This is a genomic window from Aminobacter sp. P4_H6_2, from assembly GCF_056400805.1.
Genome location: NZ_JBFUKO010000060.1, coordinates 1 through 16305, shown reverse-complemented (window position 1 = coordinate 16305; position 16305 = coordinate 1). Strand labels below are relative to the sequence as shown.

The window sequence follows — 16305 nt, the reverse complement described above, 5'->3', positions numbered from 1 at the left end:
CACCTACATGGTGCTCTTGATCCTGATTGTGGTGTTCATCTTCGACAATATTTCCACCGCATTGCGCCAGCGCCTGATCGGCGGGAAGGCCAGCCACTGAACATCATTGCAAATCTTGAGAAGTCGGCCACTACTTCGTCAAACTGTCACGCAAATCATCTATCGGGCAATCGCCCTCAAGGACTTCGCGCCATGCGCTACGCCATCTACTTCACGCCCGAACATGACGACCCGCTGTGCCGCATCGCGGCCGGCTGGCTCGGGCGCGATGCATTTGGTGGCGCAACCACGCCAGCCAAGGCGTTCGGCGATCTGTCGGCGGCGGAAGTCGCGTTCCACGCGGCCGCCGCACGCCGCTACGGTTTCCATGCCACGCTCAAGGCGCCGTTCCGCCTCGCCGACGGTGTTTCCGAGGCGTCGCTGGTCGATGCCGTTTCTTCTTTCGCAAACGACACGACACCCTTCGACATCCCGCGCCTGAAGCTTGCCCAGATCGACGGCTTTTTCGCCCTGATCCCGGCGGAGCCCCTGCCCGAGCTCGACCGCTTCGCCGGCGATGTGGTGAGGGCGTTCGAGCCTTTCCGTGCACCGCTGAGCGACGCCGAGATCGCCCGCCGCAACCCCGAGGCGCTGTCGCCGCAGGAATGCCGCAACCTCAGCCAGTGGGGCTACCCTTACGTATTCGACACCTTCCGTTTCCACATGACGCTGACCGGCCGCGTGGCAGCCGAGGAAGCACCGCGCGTCCGCGCCACAATCGAGGAATGCCTGGGCAGCGTGCTCGACAAGCCTGTGCCGGTCGACGGGCTGGCGCTGTTCGTCGAGCCCACGTCGGGCGCGCCGTTCGAGGTGCGGGCCTATCGCGCGCTGGGCAATCAAGCTGAAAGAAAGACCGCCTGAGATGACCGACCTTGTCTTGAGAAACGCCCGGATCGTTCTGGCCGACACCGTCATCGACGGTTCGATCGTCGTGCGCRACGGCAAGATCGCCGAAATCTCCACCGGTCCTAGCGCGGTCGGCGAGGACATGGGTGGCGACTTCATCATTCCAGGCCTGGTCGAGCTCCACACCGACCATCTCGAAGGTCACTACGCGCCGCGCCCCCGCGTGCGCTGGAACCCGATCGCAGCCGTCTTGGCACACGACGCGCAGGTGGCTTCCGCCGGCATCACCACCGTCTTCGACGCTCTGCGCGTTGGCATGGACGAAGACGCCGACATGACCTCCGCCGACATGCGCCTGCTCGCCGACGCAATCGAAGACAGCGTGCGCGCCGACCGCGTGCGTGCCGACCACTTCATCCATCTGCGCTGTGAGGTCTCGGCCGGCGACTGCCAGGACAGCTTTGCGGTTTTCGATGGCGACGACCGCGTCAAGCTGGCTTCGCTGATGGACCACGCACCGGGCCAGCGCCAGTTCGTCGACCTCGAAACCTACGCCTATTACTACCAGCGCAAGCTGAAGCTGAACGACGTCGAGTTCCAGGCCTTCTGCGACAAGCGCATGGGCGATTCCGCCCGCAACTCCAGGCCAAACCGCGATGTCATTTCGGCCGCCTGCCACGCGCGTGGCATCGTTCTGGCGAGCCATGACGATGCCACCACAGCCCATGTCGACGAAGCGATCGCCCAAGGCATTCGCGTCGCTGAATTCCCGACCACGCTCGAAGCCGCCAACGCATCCAAGGGGGCCGGGCTCGGCGTCTTGATGGGCGCGCCCAACGTCATGCGCGGCGCCTCGCATTCGGGCAACGTGTCAGCCCGCGCGCTGGCCGAGCACGGCCTGCTCGACATCCTGTCGTCGGACTACATCCCCTTCAGCCTGATCCAGTCGGCTTTCTTCCTCGGCGAAGTCGTCGAAGGCATCTCGTTGCCGCAAGCAATGGCGATGGTGTCGAAGAACCCGGCCGATGCCGTCGGCCTCACCGACCGCGGTGTCATCGAGGCAGGACGTAGGGGTGATCTGGTGCGCGTACGGGTCGACGAGCATGTGCCCGTCGTTCGCACTGTGTGGCGCGAAGGTCGCCGGGTCGCTTAGGCCTCGACCTTCTCTTCATCGTTGAGGCTGATGAGCGTCTTTTCCATATCCGGCTCGTCGCCGGAGCAGACGCACAGCATTTCGGCGTCGCCCTCGCCTACCGAGAGATAGGCGTGGCCCATGGTGGAATCGATGTAGACGCTTTCGCCTTGCTTGAGCCGCACCGGCGCATATTGCTCGGTGTGGACCTCGATCTCGCCTTTCAACACGATCAGGAACTCCTCGCCGGCATGTTTTGTCAGCGGGCCGAATTGCTCCAGCGTGCGCGCCCGGGCATCGGCGATGATCGGCACCATACGTTTCCGCACCAGATCGGTGGCGAGATAATAATAGTCATAATTCCGGGTCAGCTGGCGTAGCGTGGTTGCCTTCGAGGCTATCGAGCGGCGCGTGCGCGCCGATGGTTGCTTGGAATCGCCGCTCAACAACTCGGTGACATGGATGCCGAGGCCGCCGCAGATCTGCAGCAGCTTGTCATAGGTCAGCGACATCTGGTCGTTTTCGACCTTCGACAGCGTCGATACCGCGACACCTGTCAGATGGCTGACATCCTGAAGCGTCCAGCCATGCTGCCTCCTGAGGTTTCGCAGGCAGTCGCCTAGATTCGGTTGTTCCGACATGGCTATCTCCATCACCCGTGATTCAGTAGCTATTCCAACTCCCTCCGTACCGCAAGATTCGCCAATATTTTTCCTATACGCTAAATATTGACTGCATTCGAAAATGATTTTACCAATGGCCATGCATTCCAATTCCCGCACCCAAAAAGTCATCGTCATTGGTGGAGGCATTGCCGGCCTCTCGCTCGCTGCGGCCGTCCAGCAATGGGCTCAGGTCACGGTGATCGAACGCGAAACCCAGCTCGGCTATCACGCCAGCGGGCGCTCCGCCGCGCTGTTTTCCGAGACCTATGGCAACGCGACCGTGCGTGCGCTTTCGGTGGCGAGCCGGCAGGCCATCATCGACGGCGGCTTCGTCGAGCACGTCAGAGGCGCCCTGCATTTCGGTGGTCCTGACGACACCGACGCGATCGACCAACTGGCCGAAGAACAAAAGGCCCTGGTACCGAGCGTACGGCGCCTGTCGCCAGACGATGTCGCCGCCATGGTTCCGGCCATCGCAGCGGAACGGACCTGCGGCGCGGTCTACGAACCCGGCGCGGTCGACATCGACACCGGCAAGATGGTCCAGGCCCAGGCATCCGCGCTCAAGGCTGCTGGCGGCAGTGTCGTCACCGGTGCGGAAGTGTTGAAGATTTCGCGTGGTCCCAACGGCTTCAGTGTCACGACCACGTCAGGCGTCTACGACGCCGACATCGTCGTCAATGCCGCCGGCGCCTGGGTCGACGTCATCGCCGAACGCGCCGGTCTTTCCCGCCTCGGCTTCGCGCCCAAGCGGCGCACCGCCTTCCTGTTCGACCCACCTGCCGGTGTCGACGTGCGCAACTGGCCGCTGGTCGTCGACCTGCACGAGCGCTTCTACTTCAAACCGGACGCCAGCCGTCTTATCGGCTCGCTCGCCGACGAGACCGACACCGCGCCTTGCGACGCCTACCCCGAAGACATCGACATCGCCACCGCCGCCTACAACATCGAGGAGGCGACCGGCCTGAATGTCGGCCGTCCCTCGACGCCATGGGCTGGCCTGCGCACCTTTTCGCCTGACCGCACGCCGGTGGCGGGCTTCGACCCGCGCCTGCCCGGCTTCTTCTGGCTCGGCGGCCAGGGCGGCTACGGTTTCCAGGTATCGCTGACACTCGCGCGCCTCGGCTCGGCCCTGATGCGCGGTGAGCCGCTGCCCGACGACCTTATCCAACTCGGCGTGTCCTACGGCGCGCTCGCGCCGGATCGTTTCGTGCAATCGGCCAACGCGCGCGCCGAGCACGCCATGAGCACGTAGACCTCAGAGGACGGAATGCTGGCGTGACGGGAGGAGAACCGGGCGAACGTCAGCATCGACAATCAAAAATGGGAGCGATTGCAATGACATCTTCAGCCATGATTCTGCGTTCGGCGCTTGTCGCGTCGACCATACTGTTCGGCGGGCAGGCCTACGCCAAGACGCTGGTTTACTGCTCGGAGGCCAGCCCCGAGACCTTCAACCCGATGCTCACCGTCGCCGACTCCACCATGGATGCGGCAGCCAAGACGATTTTCAATCGCCTCGTCGAGTTCAAGCCCGGCACCACTGAGGTCGGGCCCGCTCTCGCTGAGAAATGGGACGTGTCCGAAGACGGAAAGGTCTACACCTTCCATCTCCGCAAGGGCGTCAAGTTCCACTCCAACGAGACCTTCACCCCGTCCCGCGACTTCAGCGCCGACGACGTGCTCTACACCTTCAATCGCCAACGCGACTCCAGCAACCCGTACTACAAGCTCGGCAACGCCTCGTATGAGTATTTCAACGGCCTCGGCATGGGCTCGATGATCGCAAACATCGAGAAGGTTGACGATTACACTGTGCGCTTCACGCTTCCGACGGCGAACGTCACCTTCCTGCCCGGCATCGCGCTCGACTATCTCTCCATCCTGTCGCTCGAGCAGACCGAGAAGATGGTTGCTGCCGGCACACCCGAAGTCATCGACCAGAAGCCGGTCGGCACTGGCCCCTTCGTGCTCCAAGCCTACCAGCAGGACGCGCAGATCCGCTATGCCGCCAACAAGGACTACTGGAACGGCGCGCCGAAGATCGACACGCTCATCTTCGCGATCACGCCCGAACCTGTCGTCCGCGTCACCCGCGTCAAGGCCAACGAGTGCCAGGTGGCCGCACCGCCGCCAGCCGCAGCCCTTGCCGAACTCAAGGACAATCCCGACGTCGACATTCTCAGCCAGCCAGGCCAGAACATCGGATCGGTCGGCTTCAACACCGAGCACAAGCCGCTGGGCGACGTGCGCGTGCGCACAGCTTTGGCCAAGGCGATCAACCGCCAGGCGATCGTCGAGGCGGTCTATCAGGGTGCCGGCAGCCTTGCGGGCTCCGTCGTGCCGCCCATGCAGCTGGGCGCGGTCACGGACGCGGCTATCGACTATGACCCCGAAGGCGCGAAGAAGCTGCTTCAGGAAGCAGGCCTGGATGCCGGCACCAACATCAAGCTGTGGGCGATGCCTGTATCGCGCCCCTACAATCCCAACGCGCGCCGCATGGCCGAAATGATCCAGGCCGAGTGGGCCGCTGTCGGCGTCAAGTCGGAGGTCGTCACATTCGAGTGGGGCGAGTACCTGACCCGCACCGGCAAGGGCGAGCATGATGCCTACCTGCTTGGCGGCAGCAGCGACAATGGCGACCCCGACAACATGCTCTCTTTCTCCTTCGCCTGCGACGGCGTGAAGGGCGGCTCGAACCGCTCGCGGTGGTGCAACGAAGATTTCGACAAGCTGCTTGAGGCTGGCCGCGTCACCGCCGACCCCGAAAAACGCGCGGAGATCTATCGCAAGGCGCAGGCGATCCTGAAGGCCGAGGTGCCGGAGGCACCGATCGCCCACTCGGTGGTCTCGATCCCGGTCCGCAAGAGCGTGCTCAACTATGTGATGGATCCTTTCGGCCGGCAGAATTTTGCTGCTGTCGACATCGCCGAATAAGGCAAAATACGAGGAAGGCAGACAGTCATGCTCGAAGACCTGAACAGTCTGCTCGAAACCTACCGCGCCGATGGCGCGGTAGGTGCTTCCCTCGCCTTCGCCCTTGGCGACGGCGAGGTCGTTGCCGTCACGACAGGCCTGTCGGACAGGCCGCGCAATCTGCCCGTCACGCCAGACCAGCTGTTCAAGATCGGCAGTTGCACCAAGACCTTTGTCGCTGCTGCCCTGATGAAGCTTGCTGAGGAAGGCAAAGTCGATCTCGGCGACCCGATTGCGGCCTGGTTCCCCGATCTGCCGCGCGCCAGCGAGATATCGGTGCGCCAGCTGATCAACCATCGCGGCGGCCTGCCCGAATTCGAATACGACATTCCGATGGACCCAACCTTGGTGTGGACGCCGGCCAAGCTTGTCGACCTCGCCTTCAGTGTCGGCGACCAGACGGCACCGGGCTGTCCTGCCGTCTACAACAACACCGGCTATGTGCTGGCCGGCATTCTGATCGAGGCGGCGTCAGGTCTCAGCCTCGGTGAGTATGTCAGGCAAAAAGTGCTCGAACCGCTTGGCCTCAAGGACACCTGGTCGCCGGCGACGGAAAGTTTCCCCACCGAGCGCATGGTGCGTGGCTACTACCACCGCCCGAAACCCGCACCCGACGCCGCGACTGGCCTCTCTGAGGGCGGCGAGATGTGGCGCATGGACGGCGTGCTGCCCTACTCCGACGACTTGCAAGATTCTTCCGAGAGCTTTCCCTTCTCGGGCGCTTATGGCTGCGGCGACATGATTTCGACGCCGGCCGACATGGTGAATTTCATGTGGGCGCTGTTTTCCGGTCGGCTGCTGCCCGCCCCCCTTTTCCGCGAGATGAGCGAATCCCGCATCGCGGTCGCCTTCCCGGGAACACGCATGCGTGAGACCGGTGCCGGCCTGTTCATGAGCAGCTATGCCGATCGCATGGCCTTCGGCCATCAAGGCAGCATTCCGGGCTACGTCACCGTCATGCAGCATGAGCCGAAGTCAGGCCTGACGATCGCAATGACCAGCAATGCCGGCGCGGGCAACCGGCTGTCGTTTTACGCCAGCGGCCTGCATCCGGTGGTCGACCAGGCGATGCGCATCATCCTGCGCGGATAACAGGCATCAGACGCCGAGGCGGGCGGCCATCTGGCGAAGGTCGACGCCAAGTTCGGATGTCACCTCCAGCGCGCGGTCGTCGCGCGCTGGAGCGTCATTTTCAGGCTGGTGCGCAGCGAGTACCCGGTCGCGCTCACGGACCAGCGTCCTGATTTCTTCTGCATAAAGACCGACCACGGCACTCAGCCAGCGATTGACCAGATAGGACGGCCTGGCGAAATGCAGGTCGAAGCGTGGCAACAGCGCTATCGTGGCCTCAGCACCAAGCCAATTGTCACCGACAACCCACTGGTTGACCGTGAACAGCCTGAGCAGCCGGCCATAGGCATCGACACCGACGGCTACGAGATGGTGGATCGGCCCGTTCGCGCCCTCAGGCCTGACAAAGCAATGGAAATGGCCATGTTCGGCCTGGCCTTCGACAGGCGGATGGCTGTGGTAGTACCACTGCGCGCCAGTCTCGGGATCGAACACATCGCCTGAGGGAAAATGCTCCCAGACGGCAACTGATTTGGCCTCGCGCAGTGTCTCGAGCAGTACGTTGCTGCCAGACTTCGCCAGCACGTGCTCGCAAAACAGTGCCTGGCGCACCGCATCCGCTTTTGCCTCGTCCATCTCAGGCCTCCTTGCGCCAGCTTGCGCTATTGCGGCTGGGCCGCGCAAGGCGAAGCGGCGGGTGCTGCGGCACAAGGCGGAGCCGCAGCGCACGGTGCCATCGCCGCGCATGGTGCAGGTGCAGCCGAACAGGGCGAAGCTGCCGCGCACGGCGCGGTCGCTGCTGAGCATGGAGATGCCGCGGCACAAGGCGACCCGGCAGCACAAGGGGTTGCCGGTGCACTGGCCGCCGGCACGGGCTTGGGTGCCGCGAAACGATAATGATCGGCCGCGATGGCCGATGTGGCGGCAAGGAAAGCCGTGCCGAAGAGGAGCGTGTTGCGCGTGCTCATTTCGTTTTGAACCCATCGAGGCCGAACAGCGGGCGCAGCGCCACACCGCCGAGACTGCCCAGAAACGCCGAGGCAAACCACAGCCAGCCATGCACGCTGCCCGAGGCGATGCCGGAAAACAGCGCGCCGACGTTGCAGCCGAAGGACAGCCGCGCGCCGTAACCCATCAGAACGCCGCCGATTGCGGCAGCCACGAACGAGGCCAACGGCACCTTGACCTTGGGCGCGAATTTTCCGGCCAAGCCTGCCGCAAAAGCAGCGCCCAGGATAATGCCGAAATTCATCACCGAGGTGACGTCGGCGAGCACGCTGGAGCCGAGCGCCTTTGCCGGTCCGGGCCAATTCCAGAACGCCCAGGTTTCGACCGGAACGCCAACCGCCTGCGCCACCTTCGCGCCCCACAGGCCAAAGCCGAAGGTGACAGACCAGGGATGGCCAGCAGTCAAAAGTGTCGCGATGTTCAGCCCTGCCAGCGCAAGCCCCGCGCCGACCAACGGCCAGGGACCATGCAGCAGCCGGGCAAGCCCGTTGCGCGGCGCCGGCTTGATCTTTTCGAGCCCGCCATGGGCGCGGCGCTCGACAAGCACGGTCGCGGCAGCCACGGAACCGAGACCTACAAGCGTGACGATGACCCCGCCCGGCACGCCGAGCGCCCGGCCCAGGCTGATCTCGGGCATTGACGGCATTTCCAGCCACCACGGCAGGTGTGCCGTGCCGATGACGGCGCCGACGATGAAGAAGATGAGCGTGACCAACATGCGCGAGCTGCCACCGCCGACGGTGAACAGCGTGCCCGAGCCGCAACCGCCGCCGAGTTGCATGCCAAGGCCGAACATCGCAGCTCCGACCAGCACCGACACGCCGACCGGCGCAAAGGCCCCGACCAGTGGCTGGCCATTGGCGCTGCCGAGCGCCAGAAGCGGGATGAAGACCACCGAAGCCGCAGCGATCATCAGCATCTGTGCGCGGATCGCATTGCCACGCCTTTCGACGACGAAACGCCGCCAGCCGCCAGTGAAGCCGAAGGAGGCGTGGTACAGCGTCAGGCCCAACAGGCCGCCAATGACAAACAGCACTGCCTGGCGGGGGCTGATCGCCTCGCCGATGGCAAGCGCTCCAAGCACTAGCGCCAGCGCCACAAAGATGACGGGGCCCTTGTCGAGATAAACCGGCGCGGCAGGGGCAGGCGCGGTTGCAGCAATCTGGGTCATTTCAATTCAGTCGCAATTTGAATGAGAAGATGCATCGCCCGTTCAACGTAAGATGTCCAGGATCGCTCCTGGACATCTCTGGTTTCGGACCTGCGCTCGCCTGGCGATCAGGAGCCGGGCTGCACCGGGCGTGCCGGGTCGGCGGCCCATTCGGCCATCGAGCCGTCATACATCTTGGTGTTCTTGTTGCCTTCGATTTCGCTCAGGCCGAACCAGACAACCGAGGCCCAGTGGCCGGTGTTGCAGAAGGCGATGTTCTTCTCGTCGGTGCCAAGTCCAACGCCCTTGGAAAGCGCTGCGACAGCGTCCTTGGAGGCGAAGGATGCCTTGTCGGCGTCGTAGAGCTTGGTGTTTTCAAGGTTGGCAGCACCCGGAATGGTGCCGGGAACGCGAACGATCGGGCTCTTGGCTTCACCACGAAACTGTGCCGCCGGACGTCCGTCGATCAGCTTGGTACCTTCGGCCCGTGCCTTTTCGACATCGGCGGTGGTCRCCAGAAGCTCGGTCTTGAGCTTGCCATTGAAGGCGGCAACAACCGGCGTGGCCGCTTCGGTCGAGACCTCGCCACCGGCTGCTTCCCAAGCGCGCTCGCCGCCGTTCAGGATCGACACGGAGTCGTGGCCGAGTACCTTGAAGGTCCAGTAAACGCGGGTCGCAGCGCCAAATTCGGACGAGTCCGTACCCTGCGGCACGATCACCACATGGCTGTCATTGCTCACGCCCAGCGCGCCGATGGTCTTGGTGATCGTCTCAAGCGGCGGCAGCATGCCTGGCACGCCGTTCACCTCTGCACGCCAGCCGGCAGTCGAATAAGGCGCACTGACCGCACCCGGCACATGGCCCTTGGCATAGGGGTTATTGCCATCCTTGGCCGCATCGCGAACGTCGAGCACAACGAGGCTCTTATTGCCGAGGTTCGACTTCAGCCAGGCAGCGTCGACAAGCGGCTGATCGGTCAACCGCTCGGCTTGGGCGCCCGTGGCCAAGGCCAAGCCGGCAGTAATAACTGCGGCAAACAGAGAAAAACACATCGGACAACTCCAGGAAAAGGAATCTAAAAACAGGCGTTGACCACATTTGTAATCCAACAATGACCGGCGGACACGGCAAGAGAGCCCTAAATTAGGGTCAGAAATGGAAATCCATACCCAAAAATACCAATTGATCGGAATTCCATTCCTCCGATCGAGCCGCATGTCCATATTCAGAATAGAGAATATAACCCCTTCACAAATCGGCGCTTTGCGACGATTTTCTGATCGACGCCGCAGTGCCGATGATATGGGCCGCAGCAAGACGGCTCATGAAGGGACGAAGGCATGCGTGTGTTCAAGGCGATGGCCGCAGCGATGGTCGGCGCGGTTTTTGCCGTCTCCGTCGCTTTTGCGAACACACCGGCAGATACCCTCATCGTTGCGGACGCCATCGACGATGTCATGACGCTCGACCCCGGCGAGGTCGGCGAGGTCGGCGGCGTGCTCACCAGCAGCCAGATCTATCAGTCGCTGGTCAGCTTCGATGTCAATGACCCTACCAGGATCATCGGCGTACTTGCCGAGAGCTGGACGATTTCGCCAGACGGCAAGACCTTCACCTTCAAGATGAATCCGAAGGCACGCTTCGCCTCGGGCAATCCGGTAACGGCGTGGGACGCCGAATTCTCGCTAAGGCGGGTGGTTCACCTCAAGTCGCGCTCGGCCTTCATCATCGGCCAGTTCGGCTTTTCACCTGACAATGTCGACAACCGCATCAGGGCCCTCGACGACCAGACCCTGGTCATCGAGATCGCCGACACCTATGCGCCGAGCTTCCTGTTTTACTGCCTGTCGTCCTATATCGGCGGCATCGTCGACAGCAAGCTGGTCAAGCAGCATGAAATTGAGGGCGACTTCGGCAATGAATGGCTGAAGTCGGACAATTCCGCAGGCTCCGGTCCGTTCGTGCTCAGCAAATGGCAGCCCAAAGAGTCGATCCTGCTCAAACGCAACGACAATTACTGGGGAGCGACACCCAAGATCGACAGCATCCTCATCCGCCATGTCGCCGAGAGCGCGGAACAGCGCAGATTGCTCCAAGCGGGCGAAGTCGACATCGCCAACAGGCTGGGACCGAACGATTTCGACAGCATTGCCAGCGACCCGAACCTTGCCATCGTCAACGGCCGCTCGGGCAACATCTACTATATGGGGCTGAACGTCCGGAACCAGTACCTGGCGAATCCCAAGGTGGTCGAGGCGATGAAATACCTTGTCGACTACCAGGGCATCGTCGACACCATCTCGCGCGGCACCATGGAGGTGCATCAGACGCTGGTGCCCAACGGTTTTCTCGGCGCCATCGCCTACAAGCCGTTCACCTTCGACATTGAAAAAGCAAAGGCGCTGCTGGCCGAAGGCGGTGTCAGCGGCGAGTTCTCGCTCGACATGGTGGTCTGGGACACGCAGCCCTTCACCGACTTCGCCAAGGCGATCCAGGCATCCATGGCGCAGGCAGGCGTGCACCTCAACCTGCAGATCGTCGGCGGCCGCGAATGGCTCGACCGCTACCGAAATCACGACCTTGATATCTGGCTTGGCTTGTGGGGGCCCGATTATCCCGACCCGCACTCCAACGCCAAGGCGTTCGCCGTCAACAAGCAGGATGCGCCCGACGGTTCCGACAGCCTGGCCGACCGTTTCGGCTGGAACGCCGGCAAGCTGTCGCCGGATGCCATGGCCGCGGTGCGCGAACAGGATACGGGCAAGCGCAAGGCGATGTATGAGGCGATCCAGAAGGTGCACACCGACACCTCGCCGTTCATCTTGATGTTTCAGGAAGTCCGCAAGGTCGGCGTCAGCGCCCGGATCAAGGGCCTCGTCATGGGCACGACCTTCTCCGACGATCGGTATCAGGCGATTTCGAAATAGTTGGGAAGGCGACCGTTCTAACGCCTCACCGGGCGGCAACCATCTGGATGCCACCCGGCGCCTTCGCCCCCACCCAACTCATCCGCGAAGAGAACTAGCCGCCGGCACCACCGCCGGCGCCACCGCCAGAACCACCGCCTGCTCCACCGGAGCCGCCGCCAGAACCACCGCCGGAGCCACCAGACCCGCCGCCAGCGCCTCCACCGGAGCCACCGTCTCCACCACCAGAACTACTGCCTCCGCCACCTCCGGTGCCGCCACCGTCGCCGCCGTCACCTCCACCGGCGCTGCCACCTCCGCCGCCACCGGTGCCGCCACCGTCGCCACCATTACCACCACTCGAGCTTCCGCCGCCGCCACCGCCGGTGCCGCCGCCGTCCCCACCATTACCGCCACCGGAGCCGCCGCCACCGCCACCGGAGCCGCCGCCACCGCCACCGCCACCGCCAGCCGAAGTGCCTCCGACGCTACCACCACCTCCAGTGGAGCCGCCACCAGCACCACCGCCGGAGCCACCTGAGGTGCCCCCGGCACTAGCGGTCCCACCGGAACCCCCAGATCGGCCAGCGCTAGCATTGGACCGATCACTACCGTTACGCCCATTGCCGCCATTGTGGTCGCTGCCGGCCAGCACTGACGAGATCAGCGATGTCGTGATCGGCGGGCATTGTGCCAGTTGGTTGGAAGAAAGGATGCTGCGGCGGTTGATCGCGATGCAGCACAGTTCATAGTTGCCTTGGGTAAGGGGCTGGCATTGCGCGGCCGTCATCCGCGGGCGGATGCTGTTTTGGGCCGACGCCGGAGCGCTGAGGCCGATGGCCGCGAATGCTGAAGATACCAGCAGAATCGTCCTGATCCTGCTGGCGCAGATTGGGTACGTCGTCATTTCTTCCTCCTAAGGGAAAAAATGCGCCCGTCCCCAAACTGGCGCTATGGTGCGAGTGTTTCCGCCATTGGAAACATCACTTCAAGRATACGCTCATTTGAAATCAGCGAGAAGCTAGCTTCAGGGTGCCCGGGCATGCCCAATATGGAGTAGCCACAGTCCGTCATTGTGATGCGCCTGCGGGCGCACGCCCCAATTCAATGCGGAAACGCATTGTCCTCGACGATCTTCCAGATTTGCCGGTTGATGTCCCGGATCGCCTCGATCGACGCGCCGATGCGATGCATCTCATTGTCGTCGAGTTCCTCAAGCTTGCCGTATCGAACAGCATCCTTGCTGTCGAAGATGCGCATGAGCTGGGTGCTGGCACGCGTACCGGTCTCGTCGAACGAGTAGATGCAATGGCTGTATTTGTTGCGTAGCTTGCCCTGGTGCATCAGCTGATCGGTCACCGAAAGTATCGCGTCCCGGCAGGCCTGGGGCGTCTTCGCCATCTTGGCTAAGCGCTCGACGAGGTCGAGCCGGGCGCGCGTCGTATTCAGCGTCAGGAAGATGATGATCGCGGTCTCCTTGTCAACCTTGGCCAGACCGGCGATCAGGTAGATGAGCAGGCTCTCCGTGTTGGTCCAGGTGTAGTTGAGCTGGCCAACGGTGAGCAGGACATCCTGGAAGCGCGGCATTTCGCTCTCATGCCAACGGCAGCTGGGTCGGCGGAACAGCCGAAGTGCTTGCACCTCGCCCGCTGACCGCGTCCCGCCGCCCATGATAGATCGCCGCTGCTTCAGTGCGATTGTGGGCGCCAAGCTTGGTGATGATGTTGTGAAGGTGGATCTTGACCGTGTGTTCGGAAAGCCCGAGCGCGGCGGCAATCAGCTTGTTTTGCAAGCCTCGCGCGACCATACCCAGGATTTGCAATTCGCGGTCCGTCAGCTCGTCGAAATCGTCGGGATCGCTCTCTTGCTGGCGGCTTGCCTTGGCCGGCTCTTCGACGCCGGCCGCAACCGCTCCCCACTTTTGCCCCATGATAGGCTCAAACAGCGACAGCGGGAAATACTCCCCGCCCCGCAGCACCAGCCTGACCACCGACAGCCAGACGTCGAGCTTCAGGTTCATGGGCAGCACACCGCGCATGTTTCGTACTGCGACCACATCACGGATCAAGACCTGTTGCTGCCCGTCTTCCTGGATCAGCATGATCTGCGCCCCCGGATGCATCTGCATCAATTGCTCGGAATGTCCGGCCACCGCCGGCAACTGCCCGGCTTCAAGCAAGATCAGCGCCACCGGGAAGTCGAGGCACGCGCAGGCCTCCGCCAAGGTGGGCACCTGCTCCACAACGACCCAAGGGAACTCCCGCTCTATTGCAAAGACCAGGCTCTCCGACACGAAATCGTCAGGAGCAACGATCAGCAATGTCTTGCAGGCTTTCTGCGCGGAGCCATCTGCTCCGCCAGCGCGGCGCGCGCTGGGAATTGCCACCCGATACATGAGTTCTCCCGCCCACTGTTCGTAAACACGCAACATCCCCACTAGCCGCATCATGGGGCCTTATTCAGCGACCATACACCTGCCGTTAACGGTTCGGTATAAGCAAGACGGGCTATGGCGAGCTACGGCCTACTCCTCTTGGGGGGGGCTCCTCCAGCACGTTTGAGCTATAGTGCCGGAACTGCGAGCTGGCGATGGACGCGGTCATACGAGCTATTGGCATTGCCGAGCCGAGCCTCGCGCAAGATTTCCGCGCCACCGCCCGCTTCTGAAAATGCTTCGCAATTCTACATATATGACATCTGCCTAATATATGAGTCCGCGCTCACGCTGCTATATCTAGATCATCGCAGGCAATGCTCGCCACTATCCACCGAACTGCCTAGCGCGAACTGTTAACTTACAATTCTCAGGCCATAGCGAGAGACTTCGCTGGTTCCGTCAGCATGGGCGTGGCGCATTCGGGGCTTTAGCATTGGACATCGGGGGCCGTTTAAAAGGGCAAGATGTTCACGGCATTGTGAAGATACCGACCGCCATCCCAGGCACAGCCAGGGAGGTACTCGGCCATTCAGACACGATGCGGGATCTTCAGCCACTAGTCCCCTAGGCATGATGATCCAAACAATCTCAGCAAAATGCAAATAGGCAAAGCGTCCGCGTGAAGCCCAAGACCGTGTGAAAGATGAAGACGGTCAAGCTATCGCGGTCCCAACCGAGGACAATACGATGTCTGATCGCAACACGAACGGTATGAACGCGTTTGGTATGCAATTCCCCGGGCATGACTATGATCCCGGCAGCGAGAACGAAAACAAGAACGAAAACGAAAACAGCAACGATTCCGACAACAAGAACGAGAACAAGAGCGACAACAGCAACGACTCAGACAACAAGAACGAAAACGAAAACAAGAACGAATCCGAAAATAAGAGCGAAAATGAAAATAAGAATGAGAGCAAGTCGGAAAACGAAAATAAGAACGAATCCGAAAACAAGAATGTAAACGAAAACAAGAACGAGACCAAAGTAGACGTCAATGTGGACGTCAAGGTCGACCTGCAGACTGAGGGTCTCCTTCCCAGCGATAATGATTTTGCAGACATCACGGCCGGCGGCGACATCAACGATCTGATGTTCACCAAGGACGGCAACATCACCTACGACCCAGGCGACGACATCAGCTTTAAGGATATCCTGAACAATTCGTTGACCGGCGACGGCAACAACAACGTTCAGTTCATCAACCAAGTCGCCAACATGGAGGACAACGACAAGCTCGACAACGCGACCGTTGCGAACAACTCGGGTTTCACCCTGGACCTCGACGCCAAGGGCGGTTTCGCTTCTTCTGGCGACGGCATTAGCACCGGCGGCGGCGGCGGCAGCGGCGGCGAAGCCAAGTCCGAAGCTGGCGATGGCGGAAATGGTGGCGATGCCCACGGCGGCAAGGCCGATGGCGGCGACGGCACCGGCGGCAACGCGTTGAGCGCGGCACTCGGCGGCGACGCCAAGGGCGACACCAAGGCTGACGGCGGCGACAGTGACGGCGGCGACGGCAAGAACGATGCCGAAGGCGGCAAGGGCGACGGCGGCGACGGCGGTCGCGGCGGCGACGGCACTGGCGTGGGTCTCGGCCTCGGCCTCGGCTTGGGTGTTGGACTGGGCGCAGGCCTCGGCGGCGACGGCTCGGCAGACAGCGACACCAAGTCCGAAACCGGCGATGCCAAGGCCGACAGCGGTGATGCCGATGGGCAATCCGGCGACGGCGGAAACGGCTCTTCGGGTGGCGATAGCGGCGATTCTGACGCTGGCAACGCTAGTGGCGATGCGGGCGACGGCATCGATGCGTTCGTGCCAATCCTGCCGATTCTCAATTTCGGCGCAGGCGGCGACGCCAATGGTGATGGCGGCGATTCCGGCGACACCGGCAATGCAGGCAACGGCGGCGGCGGCGGCGGGACTGGATCGTCCGATGCAGCATCTGGCGCAGCTGATGCGGCCAGTGGCGCAGCCAATGCACTTGGCGGCGCGGTCGATGCGACTGGCGGCGCGGGCACCGGCACCGGTTCCGGCTCCGGCACGGGCTCCGGCTCGGGCTCCGGCGCGGGTAACGG

Annotated in this window: 14 protein-coding genes; 7 read left to right on the top strand and 7 right to left on the bottom strand. The window is 62.5% G+C overall.

Going from position 1 to position 16305, the window contains the following annotated elements; genetic code table 11:
• Nucleotides 1-192 precede the first annotated feature (192 nt).
• A complete protein-coding gene (locus tag AC1DUU_RS07595) occupies nucleotides 193-900 on the top strand; it encodes a DUF1045 domain-containing protein (protein ID WP_476782809.1) in 708 nt (235 codons plus the stop codon).
• A gap of 1 nt (nucleotide 901) precedes the next feature.
• On the top strand, nucleotides 902-2038 hold the full coding sequence (locus AC1DUU_RS07590; RefSeq protein WP_476782808.1) for an alpha-D-ribose 1-methylphosphonate 5-triphosphate diphosphatase: 1137 nt from the start codon (nucleotides 902-904) through the stop codon (nucleotides 2036-2038).
• Here the strand turns inward: AC1DUU_RS07590 and AC1DUU_RS07585 are convergent.
• Nucleotides 2035-2658 carry a helix-turn-helix domain-containing protein gene (locus tag AC1DUU_RS07585; protein ID WP_476782807.1) on the bottom strand — a complete coding sequence of 208 codons (624 nt, stop codon included), beginning with the start codon at nucleotides 2656-2658 and terminating at the stop codon, nucleotides 2035-2037. The genes AC1DUU_RS07590 and AC1DUU_RS07585 overlap by 4 nt on opposite strands.
• A 115-nt stretch (nucleotides 2659-2773) precedes the next feature.
• On the opposite strand from AC1DUU_RS07585, the gene AC1DUU_RS07580 reads away from it, so the two are divergent.
• From AC1DUU_RS07580 to AC1DUU_RS07570, 3 genes are all read left to right on the top strand, one after another.
• Nucleotides 2774-3937, top strand: coding sequence for an NAD(P)/FAD-dependent oxidoreductase (locus AC1DUU_RS07580; RefSeq protein ID WP_476782806.1), 1164 nt, complete (start codon nucleotides 2774-2776; stop codon nucleotides 3935-3937).
• 83 nt (nucleotides 3938-4020) lie between these two features.
• Nucleotides 4021-5619 carry an ABC transporter substrate-binding protein gene (locus tag AC1DUU_RS07575; protein WP_476782805.1) on the top strand — a complete coding sequence of 533 codons (1599 nt, stop codon included), beginning with the start codon at nucleotides 4021-4023 and terminating at the stop codon, nucleotides 5617-5619.
• 27 nt (nucleotides 5620-5646) lie between these two features.
• Entirely contained in the window at nucleotides 5647-6750 is a 1104-nt protein-coding gene (locus tag AC1DUU_RS07570; RefSeq protein ID WP_476782804.1) for a serine hydrolase domain-containing protein, read from the top strand.
• Nucleotides 6751-6756: 6 nt separating this feature from the next.
• On the opposite strand, the gene AC1DUU_RS07565 is transcribed toward AC1DUU_RS07570, so the two are convergent.
• From AC1DUU_RS07565 to AC1DUU_RS07555, 3 genes are all read right to left on the bottom strand, one after another.
• Nucleotides 6757-7365 (bottom strand): DUF6969 family protein, encoded by a 609-nt coding sequence (locus AC1DUU_RS07565; protein ID WP_476782810.1) that lies wholly within the window; start codon nucleotides 7363-7365, stop codon nucleotides 6757-6759.
• Between the two features lie 328 nt (nucleotides 7366-7693).
• A complete protein-coding gene (locus AC1DUU_RS07560; protein ID WP_476782803.1) occupies nucleotides 7694-8908 on the bottom strand; it encodes a YeeE/YedE family protein in 1215 nt (404 codons plus the stop codon).
• Nucleotides 8909-9015: 107 nt separating this feature from the next.
• Nucleotides 9016-9939, bottom strand: coding sequence for a sulfurtransferase (locus tag AC1DUU_RS07555; protein WP_476782802.1), 924 nt, complete (start codon nucleotides 9937-9939; stop codon nucleotides 9016-9018).
• Nucleotides 9940-10227: 288 nt separating this feature from the next.
• Between AC1DUU_RS07555 and AC1DUU_RS07550 the strand changes: the two genes are divergently transcribed.
• Entirely contained in the window at nucleotides 10228-11814 is a 1587-nt protein-coding gene (locus tag AC1DUU_RS07550; protein WP_476782801.1) for an ABC transporter substrate-binding protein, read from the top strand.
• Nucleotides 11815-11908: 94 nt separating this feature from the next.
• Here the strand turns inward: AC1DUU_RS07550 and AC1DUU_RS07545 are convergent, their stop codons facing one another.
• The 3 genes from AC1DUU_RS07545 to AC1DUU_RS07535 form a co-directional block, all read right to left on the bottom strand.
• Nucleotides 11909-12700, bottom strand: coding sequence for a hypothetical protein (locus tag AC1DUU_RS07545; RefSeq protein WP_476782800.1), 792 nt, complete (start codon nucleotides 12698-12700; stop codon nucleotides 11909-11911).
• Between the two features lie 197 nt (nucleotides 12701-12897).
• On the bottom strand, nucleotides 12898-13380 hold the full coding sequence (locus AC1DUU_RS07540; RefSeq protein WP_476782799.1) for a hypothetical protein: 483 nt from the start codon (nucleotides 13378-13380) through the stop codon (nucleotides 12898-12900).
• Nucleotides 13381-13387: 7 nt separating this feature from the next.
• Nucleotides 13388-14188: a helix-turn-helix transcriptional regulator gene (locus AC1DUU_RS07535; RefSeq protein WP_476782798.1), complete on the bottom strand. Its 801-nt coding sequence runs from the start codon at nucleotides 14186-14188 to the stop codon at nucleotides 13388-13390.
• A gap of 729 nt (nucleotides 14189-14917) precedes the next feature.
• Between AC1DUU_RS07535 and AC1DUU_RS07530 the strand changes: the two genes are divergently transcribed.
• Nucleotides 14918-16305: hypothetical protein (locus tag AC1DUU_RS07530; RefSeq protein WP_476782797.1), on the top strand; the 1388-nt coding region annotated here is incomplete at its 3' end.

Coding starts and splice junctions, on each gene's coding strand:
- AC1DUU_RS07565 (WP_476782810.1), bottom strand. CDS start 7,365: ATGGACGAGGCAAAAGCGGATGCGGTGCGCCAGGCACTGTTTTGCGAG.
- AC1DUU_RS07575 (WP_476782805.1), top strand. CDS start 4,021: ATGACATCTTCAGCCATGATTCTGCGTTCGGCGCTTGTCGCGTCGACC.
- AC1DUU_RS07545 (WP_476782800.1), bottom strand. CDS start 12,700: ATGACGACGTACCCAATCTGCGCCAGCAGGATCAGGACGATTCTGCTG.
- AC1DUU_RS07535 (WP_476782798.1), bottom strand. CDS start 14,188: ATGTATCGGGTGGCAATTCCCAGCGCGCGCCGCGCTGGCGGAGCAGAT.
- AC1DUU_RS07540 (WP_476782799.1), bottom strand. CDS start 13,380: ATGCCGCGCTTCCAGGATGTCCTGCTCACCGTTGGCCAGCTCAACTAC.
- AC1DUU_RS07595 (WP_476782809.1), top strand. CDS start 193: ATGCGCTACGCCATCTACTTCACGCCCGAACATGACGACCCGCTGTGC.
- AC1DUU_RS07580 (WP_476782806.1), top strand. CDS start 2,774: ATGGCCATGCATTCCAATTCCCGCACCCAAAAAGTCATCGTCATTGGT.
- AC1DUU_RS07570 (WP_476782804.1), top strand. CDS start 5,647: ATGCTCGAAGACCTGAACAGTCTGCTCGAAACCTACCGCGCCGATGGC.
- AC1DUU_RS07550 (WP_476782801.1), top strand. CDS start 10,228: ATGCGTGTGTTCAAGGCGATGGCCGCAGCGATGGTCGGCGCGGTTTTT.
- AC1DUU_RS07585 (WP_476782807.1), bottom strand. CDS start 2,658: ATGTCGGAACAACCGAATCTAGGCGACTGCCTGCGAAACCTCAGGAGG.
- AC1DUU_RS07560 (WP_476782803.1), bottom strand. CDS start 8,908: ATGACCCAGATTGCTGCAACCGCGCCTGCCCCTGCCGCGCCGGTTTAT.